This is a genomic window from Sphingomonas faeni (assembly GCF_024273235.1).
In the GTDB taxonomy this organism is placed as follows: Bacteria; Pseudomonadota; Alphaproteobacteria; order Sphingomonadales; family Sphingomonadaceae; genus Sphingomonas; species Sphingomonas faeni_A.
The window spans coordinates 126,192-142,377 of sequence record NZ_JANBVH010000006.1 but is presented as its reverse complement, the minus strand read 5'-3'; the positions used below and the strand labels follow the sequence as shown (position 1 = coordinate 142,377).

Sequence of the window (16,186 nt, the reverse complement as noted above, 5' to 3'; positions counted from 1 at the left end):
CAATGCGCGTCGGTGTCCCCAAGGAAATCAAGAACCACGAATATCGCGTCGGCCTGACGCCGCCGTCGGTCGCCGAACTGGTCGCCGCCGGTCACGAGGTCGTCGTCGAGACGCAGGCGGGTGCCGGCATCGATTTCGAGGACCAGGACTATATCGACGCGGGCGCGACGATCCTGCCGACCGCGGCCGCAGTGTTCGCCGGTGCCGACATGATCGTGAAGGTCAAGGAGCCGCAGCCGGGCGAGATCGCGATGCTCGAACCGCGCCACCTGCTGTTCACCTACCTCCACCTCGCCGCCGACAAGCCACAGGCCGAGGGGCTGATGAAGTCCGGCGCGACCTGCATCGCGTACGAGACCGTCACCGACAATCGCCGCGGGCTGCCGCTGCTGAAGCCGATGTCCGAGGTCGCAGGCCGCATGTCGGTGCAGGTCGGCGCGCATTATCTCGAGAAGGAGCAGGGCGGACGTGGCGTCCTGCTCGGCGGCGTGCCCGGTGTCGCGCCGGCCAAGGTCGCGATTCTGGGCGGCGGCGTCTCGGGCGTCAACGCCGCGCAGATGGCGGTCGGCATGCGCGCCGACGTGACGATCTACGACATCTCGAACGACCGCCTGGCCGAACTCGACATGTTCTTCTCCAGCCAGATCAAGACCGCCTATGCCTCGAAGGCAGCGATCGCAGCGGCGGTGAAGAACGCGCATCTGGTGATCGGCGCGGTGCTGGTGCCGGGGGCCGCTGCACCGAAGCTGGTGACACGCGAGATGCTCAAGACGATGAAGCGCGGCTCGGTGCTGGTCGACATCGCGATCGATCAGGGCGGGTGCTTCGAGACGTCGCACGCGACGACGCACGAGGATCCGGTGTTCGAAGTCGACGGCGTGATCCATTACTGCGTCGCCAACATGCCCGGCGCGGTCGCACGGACATCGGCGTTCGCGCTGAACAACGCGACGCTGCCGTTTGCGCTGAAGCTCGCGAATCTTGGCGCCGAGGCCGCGATGAAGGCCGACCCGCACCTCGCCAACGGGCTGAACGTCTACAAGGGCAAGATCGCCTACAAGGCGGTCGCCGATGATCTAGGTTTACCTTACGAGGCATGGGCCGGCTGACTCGGGAACGGATACGGAACACGGGTGTTGGACAGGGGAAAGGAATTACCCATGTCCGACACCCCGAACCCCAAGTCCGAACCGTTCTCGAACGCCGAGAAGGACCCGGACGACTGGACCACCGGCGACGAGAAGATGACCGGTGCGCAGGCGAGCTACCTCAAGACGCTGTCCGAGGAAGCACACGAAGAATTCGACGAGACGCTGACCAAGGCGGATGCGTCGAAGAAGATCGACGAGCTTCAGGCGAAGACCGGCCGGGGACAGTAAGGGGCCGCCAGCCAGAGATTATCGCTACCCGGCCCCGGACCTTCCCCAATGCCGTCATCCCGCGGAGGCGGGGATCCATAAACTCCAGACTCGGTGATCGATCGCCATAGTTTGCCAATATGGATCCCGGCTTCGGCGGGAATGACGAGATCTTCAGGGTCGTCCCGGAACGTCCTGCGCCGCCAGCAATCGATCGAGCAACGCCAGTCGCGTCGCGATTTCGCCACGATACGAAATGTCAGCCGGCGTCAGCGCCAGTGCCTTCGCCCAATACGGCCGAGCCTTGGCGAACTCCCCTGCTCTGACATACGCCAGCCCCAGAAAGAACGGCGGCGCGGGATGTTTCGGGGCTAGTCGCATCGCCTGCTGAAACGCAAACAACGCGGGCGGCGAAACCTGGTTCGCATCATGTGCGGACAGCGCATTTGCCAACCCCGTCCACAGCACCAAGCTCTTCGGCGCGATCCGGATCCCGCCGAGCAATACCTGCACCGCCGCGCGGCGGTCGCCGATCCGCGTCATCGCATCGGCAGCCACCAGATATGCCGCCGCACCGGTATACCGCTCCAGCATCTGGTCGCGCAGCTCGAGCATCGCGCCATCGTCGGGCGTCGGCGCAAGCCCGGTGGCGACTGGATGCCCGGCGAGCCCCGGCTGCCCCTGCAACGCATAGCCCGCCGCGCCCAGCATCAAAGCCGACGCAACCATCGTCCACAACAGCCGATCGACCTTCAGCACCGCGAGCAGCGCAAACACGCCCGCACCGATCACGGCAAGCCATACCCAGCCCATCAGCGTGTCCTCCGCCGGAAGCTCGACCGCGCGATCCAGCCGCCGACGCCCAGCAGCAGGATCGGCGCGAGCCACAGCGGCCATGTCAGCCCCGACAGCGGCGGATCATAGGTCACGTAATCGCCGTAGCGCGCAATCAGCCAGTCGCGGATCGACGCGGGCTTCTCCCCACGCTCGATCCGTTCGCGGACGAGCGCGCGCATGTCGGCGGCCATGTCGGCATCGCTGTCGGCGATCGACTGGCCCTGGCAGACGAGGCACCGCAGCGTCTCCATGAGCGCGCGCGCGGACGCTTCCTTGGCGGGATCGGCGAGCTGCACGTTTGCATAACGGGCTGGCGGCGTGACCGGCTGCGCGAATGCAGGCGACATGCACAGCAACAGCGCCGCAAGAACCTCCCCTCCCGCTCGCGGGAGGGGTCGGGGGAGGGCATGACGCGAACGCGCGCTCGTTAAGCGGGGAGAAGCCCCTCCCCTAACCCCTCCCGCAAGCGGAAGGGGAACTAGGTTACGCCCGTTCACCGCGCGTCCTTCACAGCTTGCACGATCTCCGCCACATTCTCCGGCCGGATATCGCCGATGATCTGCTTCACGACGATTCCGCGACCGTCGATCACGAACGTCTCCGGCACGCCCGACGAGCCGAGTGCCAATTGCACCTGGCTCGCCTTGTCGCTGCCGATCCGCTCGTAGGGATCGCCATTACGCCGCAGGAACCCGGCGATCGCCGGCGCGGTATCGCGGATCGCGATCGCGTCGACCGGCACGCCCATCGCCTTCAGCCGCATCAGTTGCGGCGCCTCGGCGATGCACGGGATGCACCAGCTCGCGAACACGTTGAGCAACCGCGGCTTGCCCTGCCGGAACGATGCGCTGCTCAAGCCCGGCTTGCCGGGGACCATCGCCGGCAACGCGAAATCGGGGAGCGGCTTGCCGATCATCGCCGACCGCACCACCTTCTCCGCCGGCCGGAACAGCCCGCTCGCCACCACCGCGAACAGCAGCGCAAAGATCGCCAGCGGCGCCCAGAGTACGAACCGCTTCATGCCCATTGTGTCCGCATCGTCGCCCGCCGCTCGCGCCGCACCCGGCCGAGCAACGACAGCATGCCGCCCAGCGCGATCAAGACGCCGCCGAACCAGATCAACGTCACGAACGGCTTCCACCACAGTCGAAGCTGCCACCGTCCCTGCCCGTCCGGCTGGCCGAGCACGGTATAGAGCTGACCGTCGAGCACCGTCAGGATGGCGGACTCGTTGGTGCTGGTCGGCGGATTGGCGAAGAAGCGGAGCTGCGGGCGGAGGATGCGCTCGCTGCTGCCGCGCGTCGCGGTAAGGCGCGCTTCCAATGCCGACCAGTTTTCGCCGATCACCGGCGCGATGCCGTCGAGCGTCACGGTGTAGGGACCGACCCGCGCCGGCTCGCCCGTGCGTACCGCGACCAGGGTTTCCTGGGTGAAGGCGCTATCCGAGGCCATGCCGGCAAGACTGACCGCGATGCCGAGATGCGCGATGACCATGCCGTAGGTGAACAGCGGCGTGCGCTTGAGATTGCGCTTCCACAGCGGCGCGACGCTGGCGACCGCAAGACCGGCTGCAAGCGACAGCCCCGCCCAAGGTAGCACGCCCGGCCAGACGAACAGCAGTGCGATCGCCGCGACCAGTGTCGCACCGATCGGCACCATCACACGGCCGAGCACCGCCTTCGCATCGTCGCGTCGCCAGCGCAGCAGCGGCCCGACCGCCATCACCGCGACCAGCAGCAACGCGATCGGCCCCGCCGCCTTGTTGAAGAACGGCGGTCCGACCGATAGCTGCACGCCAAAGCTCGCCGCGACGATCGGATAGAGCGTGCCGATCAGGACGATCCCGAGAATCACCGACAACAGCAGGTTGTTCGCGACCAGCGCGCCCTCGCGGCTGACCGGATCGAAGGTCGTGCCGGCGCGGACGGTGCCGATCCGCGCCGCAAACAGCGCCAGCGCGCCGCCGATGTAGATCGCCAGCAACGCCAGGATGAACGCGCCACGCTCCGGATCGACCGCGAACGCGTGGACGCTCGTCAGGATGCCCGAGCGGACCAGGAACGTGCCGATCATCGACATCGAGAACGCGACGACCGCCAGCATGATCGTCCACGCGCGCAGGCCGTCGCGCGTCGCGAGCACCGTCACCGAGTGAAGCAGCGCGGTCGCCGCGAGCCACGGCATCAGGGAGGCGTTCTCGACCGGATCCCAGAACCACCAGCCGCCCCAGCCGAGTTCGTAATACGCCCAATACGACCCCGCGGTGATGCCCAGCGTCAGGAATATCCACGCGATCAGCACCCAAGGGCGCATCGCTTTCGCGAACGCTGGCCCCACATCACGCGTGACAAGGGCACCAACCGCGAACGAGAACGCGACCGAGAGCCCGACATACCCCGTGTAGAGCGTCGGCGGATGGAACGCCAAACCGGGGTCCTGCAGCAGTGGGTTGAGCCCCAGGCCATCCGCCGCCGCCGGGTTGAGCCGCGCGAAAGGGTTCGAGGAGAACAGCAGGAACGCGTAGAAACCAAGCGCGATCGTCGCCTGCGCGCCAAGCGTCGCGGTCAGTGTACGTTCGGGCAACGAGCGCTCGAAAATTGCGACCGCCCCGCCGGCGAGCCCGAGAATCGTCACCCAGAGCAGCATCGAGCCTTCGTGATTCCCCCATGCGCCGGCGAACTTGTAAAGCCAGGGCTTGGCGGAATGACTGTTCTCGACGACCAGCTTCACCGACATGTCAGACTCGAGGAACAGCTCGATCAGGAGCGCCATCGCCAGCAGCGCAAGCAGCCCCTGGACGATCGCCACAGGTCGTACCGCCGCCGCCACATCGTCACGATCGCGCGCGATGCCGATCGCCGCCATCACCAGCTGCAACGCAGCCAGCGCGCCCGCGAACCAGAGCGCGGCGAGGCCCGCTTCGGCGATCACTGCTTTGCGTCCGGTTCGAGCGTCTTGGTCTCGTGCATCTTGCCGGCCATTTCCGGCGGCATGTATTTCTCGTCATGCTTGGCGAGTAGGTTCGAGGCGACGAAGCTACCGTTCGGCTGGAACTGGCCCTCGGCGACGACGCCCGATTTCTCGCGGAACAGGTCGGGGACGATGCCGGCGAACACGACCGGCGTGGTTGCCTGCCCGTCGGTGACGACGAAATGGACGGTGATGCCGTCGGCTGCGCGCTTCACTGAACCGCCCTCGACCATCCCGCCGAGGCGTACCGCGCGACCGAGCGGCAGTCCATCACGACGCACGTCGGACGGCGCGTAGAAGAATGCGGCCTGGTCCTTGAGGGCCGACAGCGCCAGCAGGCCTGCGACGATGACGGCGCCGACTGCGAGCAGTGCAAGGGTGAGACGTTGATGCTTGGCCTTCATTTCTCGGCCCTACGCATCGCCACATAGCTCAGCAAAGCGATGATCGCGCCGCCACCCAAAGTCACGACATAAGCAGCGGTCACAAACGGCCACGGGTTCATGATCTGGCCATCCGGCGCATGCGGGCTTCGGTTTTCGCAACGGCGAGCATCGTCCGCATCCGCATCAGCACGATCCCCGCGAACACGAAGGTGAAGCCGGCCAGCATGATCGGCAGCGGCCACAGGATCGAGCCGTCGATCGTCGACTTGGTCAGCCCGATGCTGGGGCCCTGGTGGAGCGTGTTCCACCACACCACCGAATAGCGGATGATCGGCAGCAGCACCGATCCGGCGATCCCGTAGAGTGCCGGCACGCGCCCGTCGCCGCCTCGATCCGTATCGGCCTTCGCGAGCGCCATATAGCCGAGATAGACGAAGAACAGCAGCAGCATCGAGGTCAGCCGGCCATCCCATTGCCACCACGTTCCCCAGGTCGGCCGCCCCCAGATCGAGCCGGTCATCAGGCACAGCGCCGCGAACACCGCGCCGGGCAGCGCGATCGCACGCGCGGCGACGCTGGCCAGCGGATGGCGCCAGACGAGGAACATGATGCTGGAAATCGCGATCCCGCTCCATCCGCCCATGCCCAGCCAAGCGGCGGGGACGTGGATGTAGAGGATGCGGACCGTCTCGCCCTGGAGATAATCGGGCGGGGTCTGGGTAAGGCCCGCCCAGCACCCGAGGACGATGAGCGCGACGCCGGCCCAGAAGAGCAACGGCGTCAACGGCTTGGCGATCTTCAGGAAGCGCGCGGGGTTTGCGAAGGCGTGTAGGGTGGCCACTGGGTGTAGCCAATATGGCAACAATACGAGGCTGTCACCTCGGACTTAGTCCCCTCTACCCACCGAGCGGGAGGAACCCATTCCCTGCACGCCGTCATCCTGACGAAAGTCAGGATCCAGAGTCGCACAGGGTGGCGCTTCGTTTATCTGGATCCTGACTTTCGTCAGGATGACGGGACGAGTTGGAACACCCCCCAGCAGGCGGGGTAGGCTCCCTTGTTTTACCTTCCGATCAGGCGCTTGGCGATCGAGTCCGCGACGTCCGACGATGGCTCGCCCGAGCGATCGCTTTCGTCCCAGACCTGGGTCAGACGCTCGGGGATACGCGCGATCCGTGCCTTCACCTCGGCCTCGTCACCATGACCGAGATATTCGAGCCCGACGTTGATGATCCCGCCCGCGTTGATCACGTAGTCCGGCGCGTACAGGATACCGCGGGCATGCAGGCGCGCACCGTCCTCGCGCACGCTCAACTGGTTGTTCGCACCGCCTGCAACGACCTTCGCCTTCAACGCCGCGATCGACATTTCGGTCAGGATCGCACCCAGGGCGTTCGGGCTGAAGATATCCGCCTCGGTCGTCAGGATCGCCTCGGCCGCAACCGCGGTCGCGCCGAGTTCACCGGCGAGCTTCTGCGCACGGCCTTCGTCGACATCGGCCAGCGTCAACACGGCACCGTCCTTGGCAAGCAACCGCGCGAGACCGCCGCCGACCGAACCGACACCCTGGATCGCGACGCGGATGCCCTTCATGTCGGTCGCGCCGAGGCCACGCTGCGCCGCCGCCTTTACGCCGAGATAGATGCCGAGCGCGGTGTACGGCCCGGGATCGCCGCCGGCAGCGCCGCTCGCGACCGGCAGCCCGGAGACGTAGCGCGTCTGCGTGGCGATCACCTTCATCCGCTCTTCGGACATGCCGACGTCTTCCGCCGTCACATAGCGTCCGCCGAGCGAATCGACAGCGCGGCCGAACGCCTCGAGCTGCGCCGTCGTGATGACATCGCCGGGCTTGGCCGCGAGGACCACGCCCTTGCCGCCGCCGAGTTCGAGCCCAGCCATCGCGTTCTTGAAGCTCATGCCGCGCGACAGGCGCAGCGCGTCGGTCACCGCGCGACCGTTATCGGCATAATGCCAGAAGCGCGTGCCGCCAGCAGCCGGCCCGAGCTTGGTGGAGTGCAGCGCAATTACCGCGCGCAGGCCCGATTCGGGATCGGTGAAGGCGTGTACGCCCTCGTGGTCGTCGAAATCGGGAAGGTCCCAAACCGCTGTCATCGCCGGCTCCTGAGGAGGAATAAAATTACCGGGAGGCGAAATATTATTTTCTGGGGCGTTTGACCAGCCCAAAGCGCCCGCGGCGCGGGGGCTCGTCGAAAATACTGAGATAATGGGGCGACCGACGGGACTTGAACCCGCAACATCCGGCATCACAAGCCGACGCTCTAACCAATTGAACTACGATCGCCGCGAAGGCGTCGCCCCTAGCGGGGGTCGTCGGTCCCCGTCAACCGCCGACTTGCACAAACGCGTCAAAATCGTCCTTCGATCGCGAGCCGGTAGCCGTTCGGGCCGTTTACGAAGCCGGCCTGTTCGAGCTTCTGGACGGCCAGCGGATCGGACGGGCGCAGCGACAGTTCGGCGCGGTAGGTCCCTGTCCCTTCGATCCTGAGCGCGATGCTTTCGGTCCCGGCCTGGCTGGCCAGCGGCAGGAGCAAAGCGGTGCCGTCGCAGCGCGCGGTGCCGCTCACCGACTGCGGCAGGGCGATCCCGCCGACGTCGCCGGCCAGTGTCGCACGGACGCGGCCCTCAGCGGCTTCGCACTGGCCATCGCGGAAGCGAACCGACACGTCGTCCAGATCGAGCGCAGAGACGGGCACCGGCGCGAACAGCCGGCCGGTCGCGACGGTGGCGGTCATGTGGTCGACGCCGAAACCGTGGCGGCTGACGCTCGCCGACCCTTTGAGAGGTTTGGCGGATACCGATTCGGGACCGGCGAAGACGATCGTCGCGCGACCGACCAGTAGCGGCAGGGGCGACAGCCGTGCGTGCAGGTTGCCGAGCGCAAGATCGCCGAACCGTGTGTCGGTCAAAGTCGCGCCCCAGATCGTGCCCGACACGCGCCGTGCAACCAGACCCTCGTCGCCGACACCGACCCAGCCGAGCACTGCGCGCATCGGCATGAACACGATCAGCGCAATCAACAGCATCCCGCCGAACAGCGCGGCGGGGCCGGTGCGCAAACGAATCCGCCTCATGCCGCACGTGCCTTCAACGTGAGTGCGACGCCGACGGTCTTGTCGCCCTTGTCGGTCATTGCCACCGAATCGACCAGAATCCCGAGCCGTTCGAGCCGCGCGAGCCACGCGGTCAGCGCGGCGGGCCGAGCCGACTGGATACCGACACGGACGCGGTCCGCACCATCTTGATCGAGCGACGCGAGCGCGAAACCGGCCTGGTCGGCCTCGGCACGCACCACGTCGGCGAGTGCCCCGGTCAGCGGCGTCGCGCGCGTCCGCTGGATATCGCGCAACGTGGCGACCTGTGCGCGAGTCTCGCCGAGACGCGTCACTGCGCTGGCATGACGCTCGCGGGCGCTCGACAGGCCATCGCCGACCGGACGGATGATCACCGCCCACAGCACCGTCAGCACCGCGAGCGCGGCCATCACGAGCAGCAGGCGCCGCTCCCTGAGCGAACGTCCTTCGAACCATGTCTTCAGGCCAGTCATCGTCCGCTCCCCGATGCTGGACTGATCGTAAGTTCACCCGTCACGCGCCCGGCCGCCGCCTGGAACACGCCAGCGCGAACGGTAAAGCCTGCCGCCTCCAGCGCGCGCTTGAGATCGGTAGCCAACGCCTCGCGCTCGACCGCTACCGACAGTCGCAGGTCGCCGTTCGCCTGGAAATCGAGCCCGGTGACTTCGGTGCCGGGCGTGGCGCGCACCGCCGCGAACGCCGCCGCGGTCGTATTGGTGAAACCGAGCCCCGGCCCGCGCACGCGCGACAGGCGCTCGTCCAGCTGGCGGGCCGCGTCGACCACGGTCTCGCCGCGCGGCAGGCCGGTGACGGCCACCGTGTTGGCTTCCGCCTCCAACGCATCGGCGCCGAAGCTGTATTTGGCGATGCGGACGAGCGAGATGGCCAGCGTCACGGCCAGGATCGTCAGCGACAGGAGGGCAAGCCGCCGGATCAGCCGCCAGTCGATCGCGAACCTGCGCCGCCGCGCGAACGGCCCCTGCCGCAGGTCGAGCGTTGGCGATGCGGCAGCGGCAACGATCGCCGCCTCCAGCGTATCGCGGTCGATCGTCGCCGGCGCGGTGCCGCCGGTCACGAGCTCGGTCAGCCGCGCCTCGTCGGCGAACCCGCTCGACATACCGCGCACAACGCCGCTGCCGGCAAGCTCTGCCCGCGCGTACCCCTCTTCCGGGCGCGGCAGGAGCATCGGCGCGGGGATGACGGCGACCGGATCGACGCCGGCCTCGGCGAGCATCCGCAGCCAGTCGCGCATCGTGGCCGCGCCGACGACGCCGATCGGACGGTCGCTCGCGCCCTCGTCCCCGACCGCGACATGGAGTTCGGCCAGCGGCGATGCGCTAGCCTCGGCCGCCAGTATCCGCGCGGCGGCGGTCGCCTGCGCCGTCGAGCGCGAGGGTAATTCCGCCCAGTGCAGCGTTACCGCATCGGCCGGCGCCACCGCGATCATCTCTTCGTCGATCGCGGCGGGGATGCCTTCCCCCTCCCCGACCACGCGCGCGTCCACGACGCGCATCCAGCGATATCCGGTCTCGCCGGCGGGAAGGAACAACAAAGTGGTCATGATGGCTCGCCCCATTGCCGCGATACGAGCTGCGCGGGAACCCGGCTAGCGTCGATCAGCGCACGTTCCTGCATTTGCGTGCGCCCCAGCGTCACGTCGATATCGAGCGTGAACCATTTCGAGACGACCGTGGCTTCCGCGCCTGGCCCGATCGCCGGCGCCCCGAGCAGCGACAGGCTCGTCTGCATCTGGCCGATCTCGCCATAGCCCTGTACCGGCCGCCGCAGCAGCGCCTGCTGCGCGTTGCCGATCGACAGCGTATCGGGATACATCATCGCCAACAGCACCGCCTGTTCGGGCAACAGCGTATTGACGTTGATCGGCGACGGTTTCGCGATCGGCAGCGTGCAGATCCAGGGCCGCAGCCTGGCGTAGATCTCAGGGGTCATGCCGAGCACGGCCCGCAACTCGCTCGGGTCGGTCATCAGCGTACCCGCGGTACGATACGGCGTCTCGCGCCCCAGATAGGCGCCATCCTCCGCGCCCATCTGCTCCTGATCCTGATCGGTGTCGATCCAGTCCGCCGTGCCTGCCGCGACCTGTTCGGCGACCTGTACCGGCACGTCGAGGAGCCGCATCAGGCGGACGAATTGCGGGCGGGCCTCGCGTTGCGTCGTGTAAACGCCGGGTCCGGTCATCCGCACCAGGCTGTTGAGGTTGAAGCAGTTCGCACCATCCCGCACGCGCGCGGTCGCGAAGCCACCGGGGACCGGCAGACCGAACGGGGTATTGCTCCAATTACCCGCGAGCGTGACCCGCTTCGAGCTCTGGCCGAGCAGATTCGAGATGCGGGTGAGCGCCATCGTCTCGGCGGCCAGCGCATAGGCGCGCGCCTGCTCGCCGGTCGCGGCATTCCCCGCCAACCGCGTCGACAGCCGCAGCTTTTCGAGCGCGGCGCCCGCCATCACGGCGATGATCGCGACCAGCATCAGCACGGTCAGCAACGCGGCGCCCCGCTCCGGCCCCCGCTCAATACCGCGCGATGGCAAAGGGTCAGTTTGCACCGGACGCCCCCTGTTGCGAGGCGGGGGTCGCCGGAGAACCAGCCTCGCTGATGTCGGCGGGCATCGGCGTGTAGCCGGTGCCGACCAGGAACATCTGGCGAAACTGCGTCCCATCGTCGCGTTGGACACGCAATTCCATCGCGTCGGGCAAGGGCGCGCCGCCTGCTCCGTCCCAGCGATCGCTCCAGCCGCCGGCGATCCGGTATCGAAGGCCGACCTGGCGCACGCGCGTCAGCAGCGCGGCCGGCGGCAGAGGCTGGGCACCGTCGATCATCGGATAGGCGATCCGCTGGAGCGTGCCCGCATCGACGCGGTAGGCGACCTTTTGCAGGTTGGACCGTGCGGTACCGTCGATATTGCTCCAGCCGGCGCGGACGAGGCGGAGCATCGGCGTGACGCCCGATCCGCTCTCGCCGACGAACGCCGGTATGCGCGTTCCGGCTTCGTCGCGCGTGACGCGATTCGAGGCCTGGGCAAGATCCGCGGAGAGGATCGACATCGTTCGGGTCAGCGCGCTGATATCGTCGAGCTTGGCGCCGGTCGAACTCTGTGCTCTGACGCTGAACGACAGAATGGCAACGCCCGCCGCGGCGATCATCCCGAAGATCATCAGCGAGACCATGACCTCGATCAGCGTAAAGCCCGCCTCGCCTGCCGACGTCGCCACCTCGTCCGTACCGATCGCAGTGTTGCGACGACCCCGGCTCATGATGTGGCCGCCTGCGGGGTCGCGACGTTCGGCGCGGGGCGGACCATCGTCAGGCGGCCGAGTTGGGTGCCGGTACGGTCGGCGACCACCACGTCGATCCGCAGCACGCGCGAGCCGCCGAGCGCGCTGACCTGCCGGGTCCAGGTCCAGGCCTGGCCGCCGTTCGTCTCGACGCCCGTGACGCGGCCTGCGGTTGGCGGTTGCGCGTCGGTCACCGCCTCGATCGCGACGTTGCGGGCGACCATCTGCGCAACGAGGGTTTCGTCGAGGATCGAGGCGCCGCGGATCGTCGCGCTTTCCAGACGCACGAGCGCCATCGCCGCGAGGCTGAAGACGGCCAGCGCGACCATAATTTCTATTAGAGTAAAGCCGCGCTCAGCCTGCATCGGCGCGCACGCTGCCGTCGGCGTCGATATGCACGGTCGCCGCAACCCCGCCGCGGTCGAGCCGGATTTCCGCGGGGCGATCGACAAGTCCGGTCGGGTCGAAGGTTACGCGCATACGACCGCTGGCGTCACCGATGCTGGCCCTGGTGCCGTCGTTCCAGCGTTCGACGCGCATCGGTTTCTCGGCGATCGGCGTCCAGCCCCCTGCCAGCCGTTGGTCGAAGCCATAGCCGCCGCCGGTGACCCAGACGCTGACCGGACGCGCGTCGACGATTGCCGAATCATGCGCGGCGCGGGTGCGCAGGGCGAAACGCGTCGCCTCGTCGAGCACACGGCCGCGCGGGTCGGGCATCACGAGCACGGCCACCGCCGATGCGAGGCCGATGATCGTGACGACGACCATCAGCTCGACCAGCGTGAAGCCGCGTTCGGCGTAGCGCCACGGAGGCGTGAAACCACTTTCGCGCCTCCGCGAAAGTGTCCCCGCGTCGGCGGGGACCCAGTCCAAGGACTTACTGCCAGCTGCCGATATCGGCATCGATCCCCTCGCCGCCTTCCTTGCCGTCGGCCCCGAAGGTCCAGACGTCGGCCTCGCCGTGCGTGCCGGGTGACGCGTAGAGATATGGGCGACCCCAGGGATCGTTGGGCAGCTTCTTGAGATAGCCGCCGCGCTGATAGCGCGAGGGATCGGTCAGGCCGGCGGGCGCGGTGACCAGCGCGTTCAACCCTTGCGAGGTGTTGGGGAAGGTCATGTTCTGGAGCTTGTACAGTTCAAGCCCGCCCTCGATCTGGGCGATGTCGGCCTTCGCCTTCTGAATCCGCGCGGTGTCGCCCGAGGGCAGCACGTTGAGCGCGACGATCGTCGCGAGCAGGCCGATGATGACGATCACCACCATCAACTCGACGAGGGTAAAGCCGGCCTCGCGGCGCTTCTTTTTGTCTTCTGGACGCATGTACGACCTCATTGTCCGGCCAGCGTGTTGAGCTGGAGGATCGGGAGCAGGATGGATAGCACGATCGTCGCGACGATGCCGCCCATCACGACGATGATCAGCGGTTCGAGCAACGAGAGTGCGGTGGCGGTGAAGCGGTCGAACTCGCGCTCGAGATAGTCGGCGGCGCGCTCCAGCATCTCGTCGAGGCGACCGGCGGCTTCGCCGCTCGCCGCGAGATAGGTCAGCAGCGGCGGGAAGACGCCGGCGCGGCGCATCGCGGCGGAAAGGCTGCCACCGCCGCGGATCGCGTCGACGATCTGGTCGGATGCCTGGCGCAGGCGGCGGTTGTGGATCGTGCTGGCGGTGAGATTGAGGCCGTCGAGCAGCGGCAGGCGGCTCGCGACCATCGTGCCAAGGGTGCGCGCCATGCGGGCCGCATGGAGGTCTCGGATCAGCCGGCCGAGCATCGGAATGCGGAGCAGCCAGCTGTCGAAAGCGAGGCGGAAGGTAGGGTCCTTGAGGGCGCGCCACAAAAGAAGGTTAGACAGGGTTAGGCCAAGAGCGATCACCCACCAATAGCCGACGAGGAAGGCGGAGAAGGCCATGACCATGCGCGTAAGTAACGGTAATTGCTGGCCAACTGTGTCGAATTGCTCGACCACCTGGGGCACGACGAACATCATCAGGGCGGTCACTACGCCCAGCGCGACGAGCGCGAGGATGGAGGGATAGGCCAACGCGGTGATGAGCTTGCCGCGGATTTCGGCCTGGCGTTCGAGCAGGGCAGCGAGGCGGTCGAGGATGGTCGGAAGCGAGCCCGAACTTTCGCCGGCCGAGACCATCGCGCGGTAGAGTGGCGGGAAGCTCTTGGGTTCCCGTGCCATTGCGTCGGCGAGGCGGCGGCCTTCGACGACGCCGGCGTGGACGTGCTGGACGATCGTGCGAACGCTGTCCTGCTCGGTCTGGCGGGTGATGGTACGGAGCGATTCCTCGAGCGGCGAGACGCGGTTCAGGGTGGCGAGCTGGCGGGTGAAGAGGGTGAGGTTCTTGCCCGACATCTTTGGCGTGCCGAGCTGGAGACCGAAGAGCGGGCGGCCCTTGGTTGCCTGTGGGGGCGCGCCGGGGGTGATCTTCACGACGTAGAATTTGCGCGCGTCGAGGGTAGCGCGCGCGACGTCGATGTCGGGCGCGGCGACGTGGCCGCGTCGCTCGGCGCCTTTGGTGTCGATCGCGATATAGTCGAAATCAGCCACGACCTGCTCCCCTCCCTGGAAGGGAGGGGTTGGGGGTGGGTTGGTTTATGACGCGGGGGGCGGTGGCCCGAGCCGGCCTACCCACTCCCGGCCCCTCCCTTTCAGGGAGGGGGGAAGAGGCGTTACGCATCGGTCACCTCGGGCACGACTTCGGTCGTGTCGCGGCGGGATACTCTTACCGCTTCTTCGGCGGTGGTCTGGCCGGACAGGACTAGGTCGCGCGCCGACTGCGCCAGGTTCGGGGATTTCGCGAAGGCGTGCGCGGTGATTTCGGATTCGTGGCCGTCGGTGTTGATCAGGCGGCGGATGGTGTCGTCGATGCGGACCGCTTCGAAGACGCCGATGCGGCCCTTGTAACCGGTCTGGTTGCAGTCGTCGCAGCCTTGCGCGACGTAGACGATCGCCTCGGGGGCGATGCCGAGCAACGGGGCGACGGTGTCCGAGGCGGGGACGGCCTTGCGACAGGTCGGGCACAGGCGGCGGACGAGGCGCTGGGCGATCACCGCGCGCAGCGTCGAGGCGAGCAGGAAGCTCTCGACCTTCATGTCGCGCATGCGGGTGATCGCGCCGATCGCGTCGTTGGTGTGGACGGTCGACAGCACGAGATGCCCGGTGAGCGATGCCTGCACCGCGATCTCGGCGGTCTCGCGGTCGCGGATTTCGCCGACCATCACGACGTCGGGATCCTGGCGGAGGATCGCCCGCAAACCTGCGGCGAAGGTCAGGCCGACCTTCGGGTTCACCTGAGTCTGGCCGACGCCGTCGACGGCGTACTCGACCGGGTCCTCGACCGTCAGGATGTTGCGGCTGCCGTCGTTGAGCAGGCGGAGCGCGGCGTAGAGCGAGGTGGTCTTGCCCGAGCCGGTCGGGCCGGTGACGAGGATGATGCCGTTGGGTTCGCTCAGCGCTTCGTTCAACAGCGCGAACAGCGCGGGCGGCAGGCCGAGCGCTTCGAGATCGATGCCGGCATTCTCCTTGTCGAGGATACGCAGCACCACCCGCTCGCCTGCGCGGCTCGGCAGCGTCGAGACGCGGACGTCGAGCAGCTTGCCGCCCAGCGTCAGCCCCATGCGGCCGTCCTGCGGCACGCGGCGCTCGGCGATGTCGAGGCGCGCCATCACCTTGATGCGGCTGACGACGACCGGCGCGACGTTGGGCGGCATCCGCAGCGTCTCGCGCAGCACGCCGTCGATCCGCATGCGGACAACTAGGCCGGTCTCGTAGGGTTCGATGTGGATATCCGACACGCCGTTGCGCGCGGCGTCGGCGATGATGCCGTTGATGAGGCGGATCGCAGGCGCGTCGTCGGCGGTGTCGAGCAGATCCTCCGCGGTCGGCATGTCGCCCGCGAGTAGGTCGAGTTCGTCGCCCATGCCGACCGCGGCGAGCGCGTTGGCCTGGCCGTCCATCGCGTAGACGTTGGACAGGAGGCGGTCGAAGGCGATCTGTTCGACGAAGGTCACGTCGAACGGGCGGGCGAGGTAGCGGCGGAGTTCGAGCAGGACTTTCGGGTCGGCGCCGGCGCGCATCGCGATCGTCAGGTGGGAATCGGTGTCGGTGTGGTCGATGACGACGCCGAATTTTCGGGCGAACGCGTAGGGGATGGTGATCTGGGGGATGTCGAGGCCACCACCGCTGGAGAAGACCACATCACTTCCCCCCTCCCGCAAGCGGGAGGGGCCGGGGGTGGGCTCG

The 16,186-nt window shown here is 67.5% G+C and carries 19 protein-coding genes and 1 tRNA gene; 2 read left to right on the top strand and 18 right to left on the bottom strand.

The annotated features are described in order from the left end of the window. Positions 1–2 precede the first annotated feature (2 nt). Together ald and NLI89_RS05000 are read left to right on the top strand one after the other, a co-directional pair. Positions 3–1,109, top strand: coding sequence for an alanine dehydrogenase (gene ald / locus NLI89_RS05005; protein WP_254686006.1), 1,107 nt, complete (start codon positions 3–5; stop codon positions 1,107–1,109). Between the two features lie 51 nt (positions 1,110–1,160). Further along, positions 1,161–1,379 (top strand): DUF3072 domain-containing protein, encoded by a 219-nt coding sequence (locus NLI89_RS05000; protein ID WP_248521178.1) that lies wholly within the window; start codon positions 1,161–1,163, stop codon positions 1,377–1,379. A gap of 153 nt (positions 1,380–1,532) precedes the next feature. Here NLI89_RS05000 and NLI89_RS04995 read toward each other — a convergent pair whose 3' ends face one another. The 18 genes from NLI89_RS04995 to NLI89_RS04910 form a co-directional block, all read right to left on the bottom strand. After that, positions 1,533–2,255, bottom strand: coding sequence for a tetratricopeptide repeat protein (locus NLI89_RS04995; protein WP_254686005.1), 723 nt, complete (start codon positions 2,253–2,255; stop codon positions 1,533–1,535). Further along, entirely contained in the window at positions 2,171–2,542 is a 372-nt protein-coding gene (locus NLI89_RS04990; protein ID WP_254686004.1) for a cytochrome c-type biogenesis protein, read from the bottom strand. Before NLI89_RS04990 ends, NLI89_RS04995 begins: the two co-directional genes overlap by 85 nt. Before the next feature lie 146 nt (positions 2,543–2,688). Next, positions 2,689–3,216: a DsbE family thiol:disulfide interchange protein gene (locus NLI89_RS04985; protein WP_254686003.1), complete on the bottom strand. Its 528-nt coding sequence runs from the start codon at positions 3,214–3,216 to the stop codon at positions 2,689–2,691. Continuing rightward, entirely contained in the window at positions 3,213–5,126 is a 1,914-nt protein-coding gene (locus NLI89_RS04980) for a heme lyase CcmF/NrfE family subunit (protein ID WP_254686002.1), read from the bottom strand. Before NLI89_RS04980 ends, NLI89_RS04985 begins: the two co-directional genes overlap by 4 nt. Next, positions 5,123–5,569 carry a cytochrome c maturation protein CcmE gene (gene ccmE, locus NLI89_RS04975; protein WP_187504222.1) on the bottom strand — a complete coding sequence of 149 codons (447 nt, stop codon included), beginning with the start codon at positions 5,567–5,569 and terminating at the stop codon, positions 5,123–5,125. Before ccmE ends, NLI89_RS04980 begins: the two co-directional genes overlap by 4 nt. A gap of 97 nt (positions 5,570–5,666) precedes the next feature. Further along, entirely contained in the window at positions 5,667–6,392 is a 726-nt protein-coding gene (gene ccmC, locus NLI89_RS04970) for a heme ABC transporter permease CcmC (protein WP_254686001.1), read from the bottom strand. Between the two features lie 221 nt (positions 6,393–6,613). Next, complete coding sequence (locus tag NLI89_RS04965; RefSeq protein ID WP_254686000.1) at positions 6,614–7,663, bottom strand: Leu/Phe/Val dehydrogenase; 1,050 nt, start codon at positions 7,661–7,663, stop codon at positions 6,614–6,616. 113 nt (positions 7,664–7,776) lie between these two features. Then, positions 7,777–7,853 (bottom strand) — tRNA-His (locus tag NLI89_RS04960). 64 nt (positions 7,854–7,917) lie between these two features. Then, on the bottom strand, positions 7,918–8,643 hold the full coding sequence (gene gspN, locus NLI89_RS04955) for a type II secretion system protein N (protein ID WP_254685999.1): 726 nt from the start codon (positions 8,641–8,643) through the stop codon (positions 7,918–7,920). Next, the gene (gspM, locus tag NLI89_RS04950) at positions 8,640–9,116 is read right to left on the bottom strand and encodes a type II secretion system protein GspM (protein WP_254685998.1); all 477 of its coding nucleotides are present in this window, start codon (positions 9,114–9,116) and stop codon (positions 8,640–8,642) included. Before gspM ends, gspN begins: the two co-directional genes overlap by 4 nt. After that, entirely contained in the window at positions 9,113–10,204 is a 1,092-nt protein-coding gene (gspL, locus tag NLI89_RS04945) for a type II secretion system protein GspL (protein ID WP_254685997.1), read from the bottom strand. Before gspL ends, gspM begins: the two co-directional genes overlap by 4 nt. After that, complete coding sequence (gene gspK / locus NLI89_RS04940; protein ID WP_368077241.1) at positions 10,201–11,208, bottom strand: type II secretion system minor pseudopilin GspK; 1,008 nt, start codon at positions 11,206–11,208, stop codon at positions 10,201–10,203. Before gspK ends, gspL begins: the two co-directional genes overlap by 4 nt. After that, positions 11,198–11,917 carry a type II secretion system minor pseudopilin GspJ gene (gspJ, locus tag NLI89_RS04935; protein WP_254685996.1) on the bottom strand — a complete coding sequence of 240 codons (720 nt, stop codon included), beginning with the start codon at positions 11,915–11,917 and terminating at the stop codon, positions 11,198–11,200. Before gspJ ends, gspK begins: the two co-directional genes overlap by 11 nt. After that, positions 11,914–12,303, bottom strand: coding sequence for a type II secretion system minor pseudopilin GspI (gene gspI, locus NLI89_RS04930; RefSeq protein WP_302675605.1), 390 nt, complete (start codon positions 12,301–12,303; stop codon positions 11,914–11,916). The genes gspJ and gspI overlap by 4 nt, the downstream gene beginning before the upstream one ends. After that, positions 12,293–12,811, bottom strand: a complete 519-nt coding sequence (locus NLI89_RS04925; RefSeq protein WP_254685994.1) for a GspH/FimT family pseudopilin — start codon at positions 12,809–12,811, stop codon at positions 12,293–12,295. The genes gspI and NLI89_RS04925 overlap by 11 nt, the downstream gene beginning before the upstream one ends. Positions 12,812–12,815: 4 nt before the next feature. Further along, positions 12,816–13,256 (bottom strand): type II secretion system major pseudopilin GspG, encoded by a 441-nt coding sequence (gene gspG / locus NLI89_RS04920; protein ID WP_248521204.1) that lies wholly within the window; start codon positions 13,254–13,256, stop codon positions 12,816–12,818. Positions 13,257–13,264: 8 nt separating this feature from the next. Next, on the bottom strand, positions 13,265–14,491 hold the full coding sequence (gene gspF, locus NLI89_RS04915) for a type II secretion system inner membrane protein GspF (protein WP_254685993.1): 1,227 nt from the start codon (positions 14,489–14,491) through the stop codon (positions 13,265–13,267). Positions 14,492–14,613: 122 nt separating this feature from the next. Then, positions 14,614–16,140, bottom strand: a complete 1,527-nt coding sequence (locus tag NLI89_RS04910; protein WP_439144472.1) for a GspE/PulE family protein — start codon at positions 16,138–16,140, stop codon at positions 14,614–14,616. Positions 16,141–16,186: the final 46 nt, after the last annotated feature.

Coding starts and splice junctions, on each gene's coding strand:
- ald (WP_254686006.1), top strand. CDS start 3: ATGCGCGTCGGTGTCCCCAAGGAAATCAAGAACCACGAATATCGCGTC.
- NLI89_RS05000 (WP_248521178.1), top strand. CDS start 1,161: ATGTCCGACACCCCGAACCCCAAGTCCGAACCGTTCTCGAACGCCGAG.
- NLI89_RS04995 (WP_254686005.1), bottom strand. CDS start 2,255: ATGGCCGCTGTGGCTCGCGCCGATCCTGCTGCTGGGCGTCGGCGGCTG.
- NLI89_RS04990 (WP_254686004.1), bottom strand. CDS start 2,542: ATGTCGCCTGCATTCGCGCAGCCGGTCACGCCGCCAGCCCGTTATGCA.
- NLI89_RS04985 (WP_254686003.1), bottom strand. CDS start 3,216: ATGAAGCGGTTCGTACTCTGGGCGCCGCTGGCGATCTTTGCGCTGCTG.
- ccmE (WP_187504222.1), bottom strand. CDS start 5,569: ATGAAGGCCAAGCATCAACGTCTCACCCTTGCACTGCTCGCAGTCGGC.
- NLI89_RS04965 (WP_254686000.1), bottom strand. CDS start 7,663: ATGACAGCGGTTTGGGACCTTCCCGATTTCGACGACCACGAGGGCGTA.
- gspN (WP_254685999.1), bottom strand. CDS start 8,643: ATGAGGCGGATTCGTTTGCGCACCGGCCCCGCCGCGCTGTTCGGCGGG.
- gspM (WP_254685998.1), bottom strand. CDS start 9,116: ATGACTGGCCTGAAGACATGGTTCGAAGGACGTTCGCTCAGGGAGCGG.
- gspL (WP_254685997.1), bottom strand. CDS start 10,204: ATGACCACTTTGTTGTTCCTTCCCGCCGGCGAGACCGGATATCGCTGG.
- gspJ (WP_254685996.1), bottom strand. CDS start 11,917: ATGAGCCGGGGTCGTCGCAACACTGCGATCGGTACGGACGAGGTGGCG.
- gspI (WP_302675605.1), bottom strand. CDS start 12,303: ATGCAGGCTGAGCGCGGCTTTACTCTAATAGAAATTATGGTCGCGCTG.
- gspG (WP_248521204.1), bottom strand. CDS start 13,256: ATGCGTCCAGAAGACAAAAAGAAGCGCCGCGAGGCCGGCTTTACCCTC.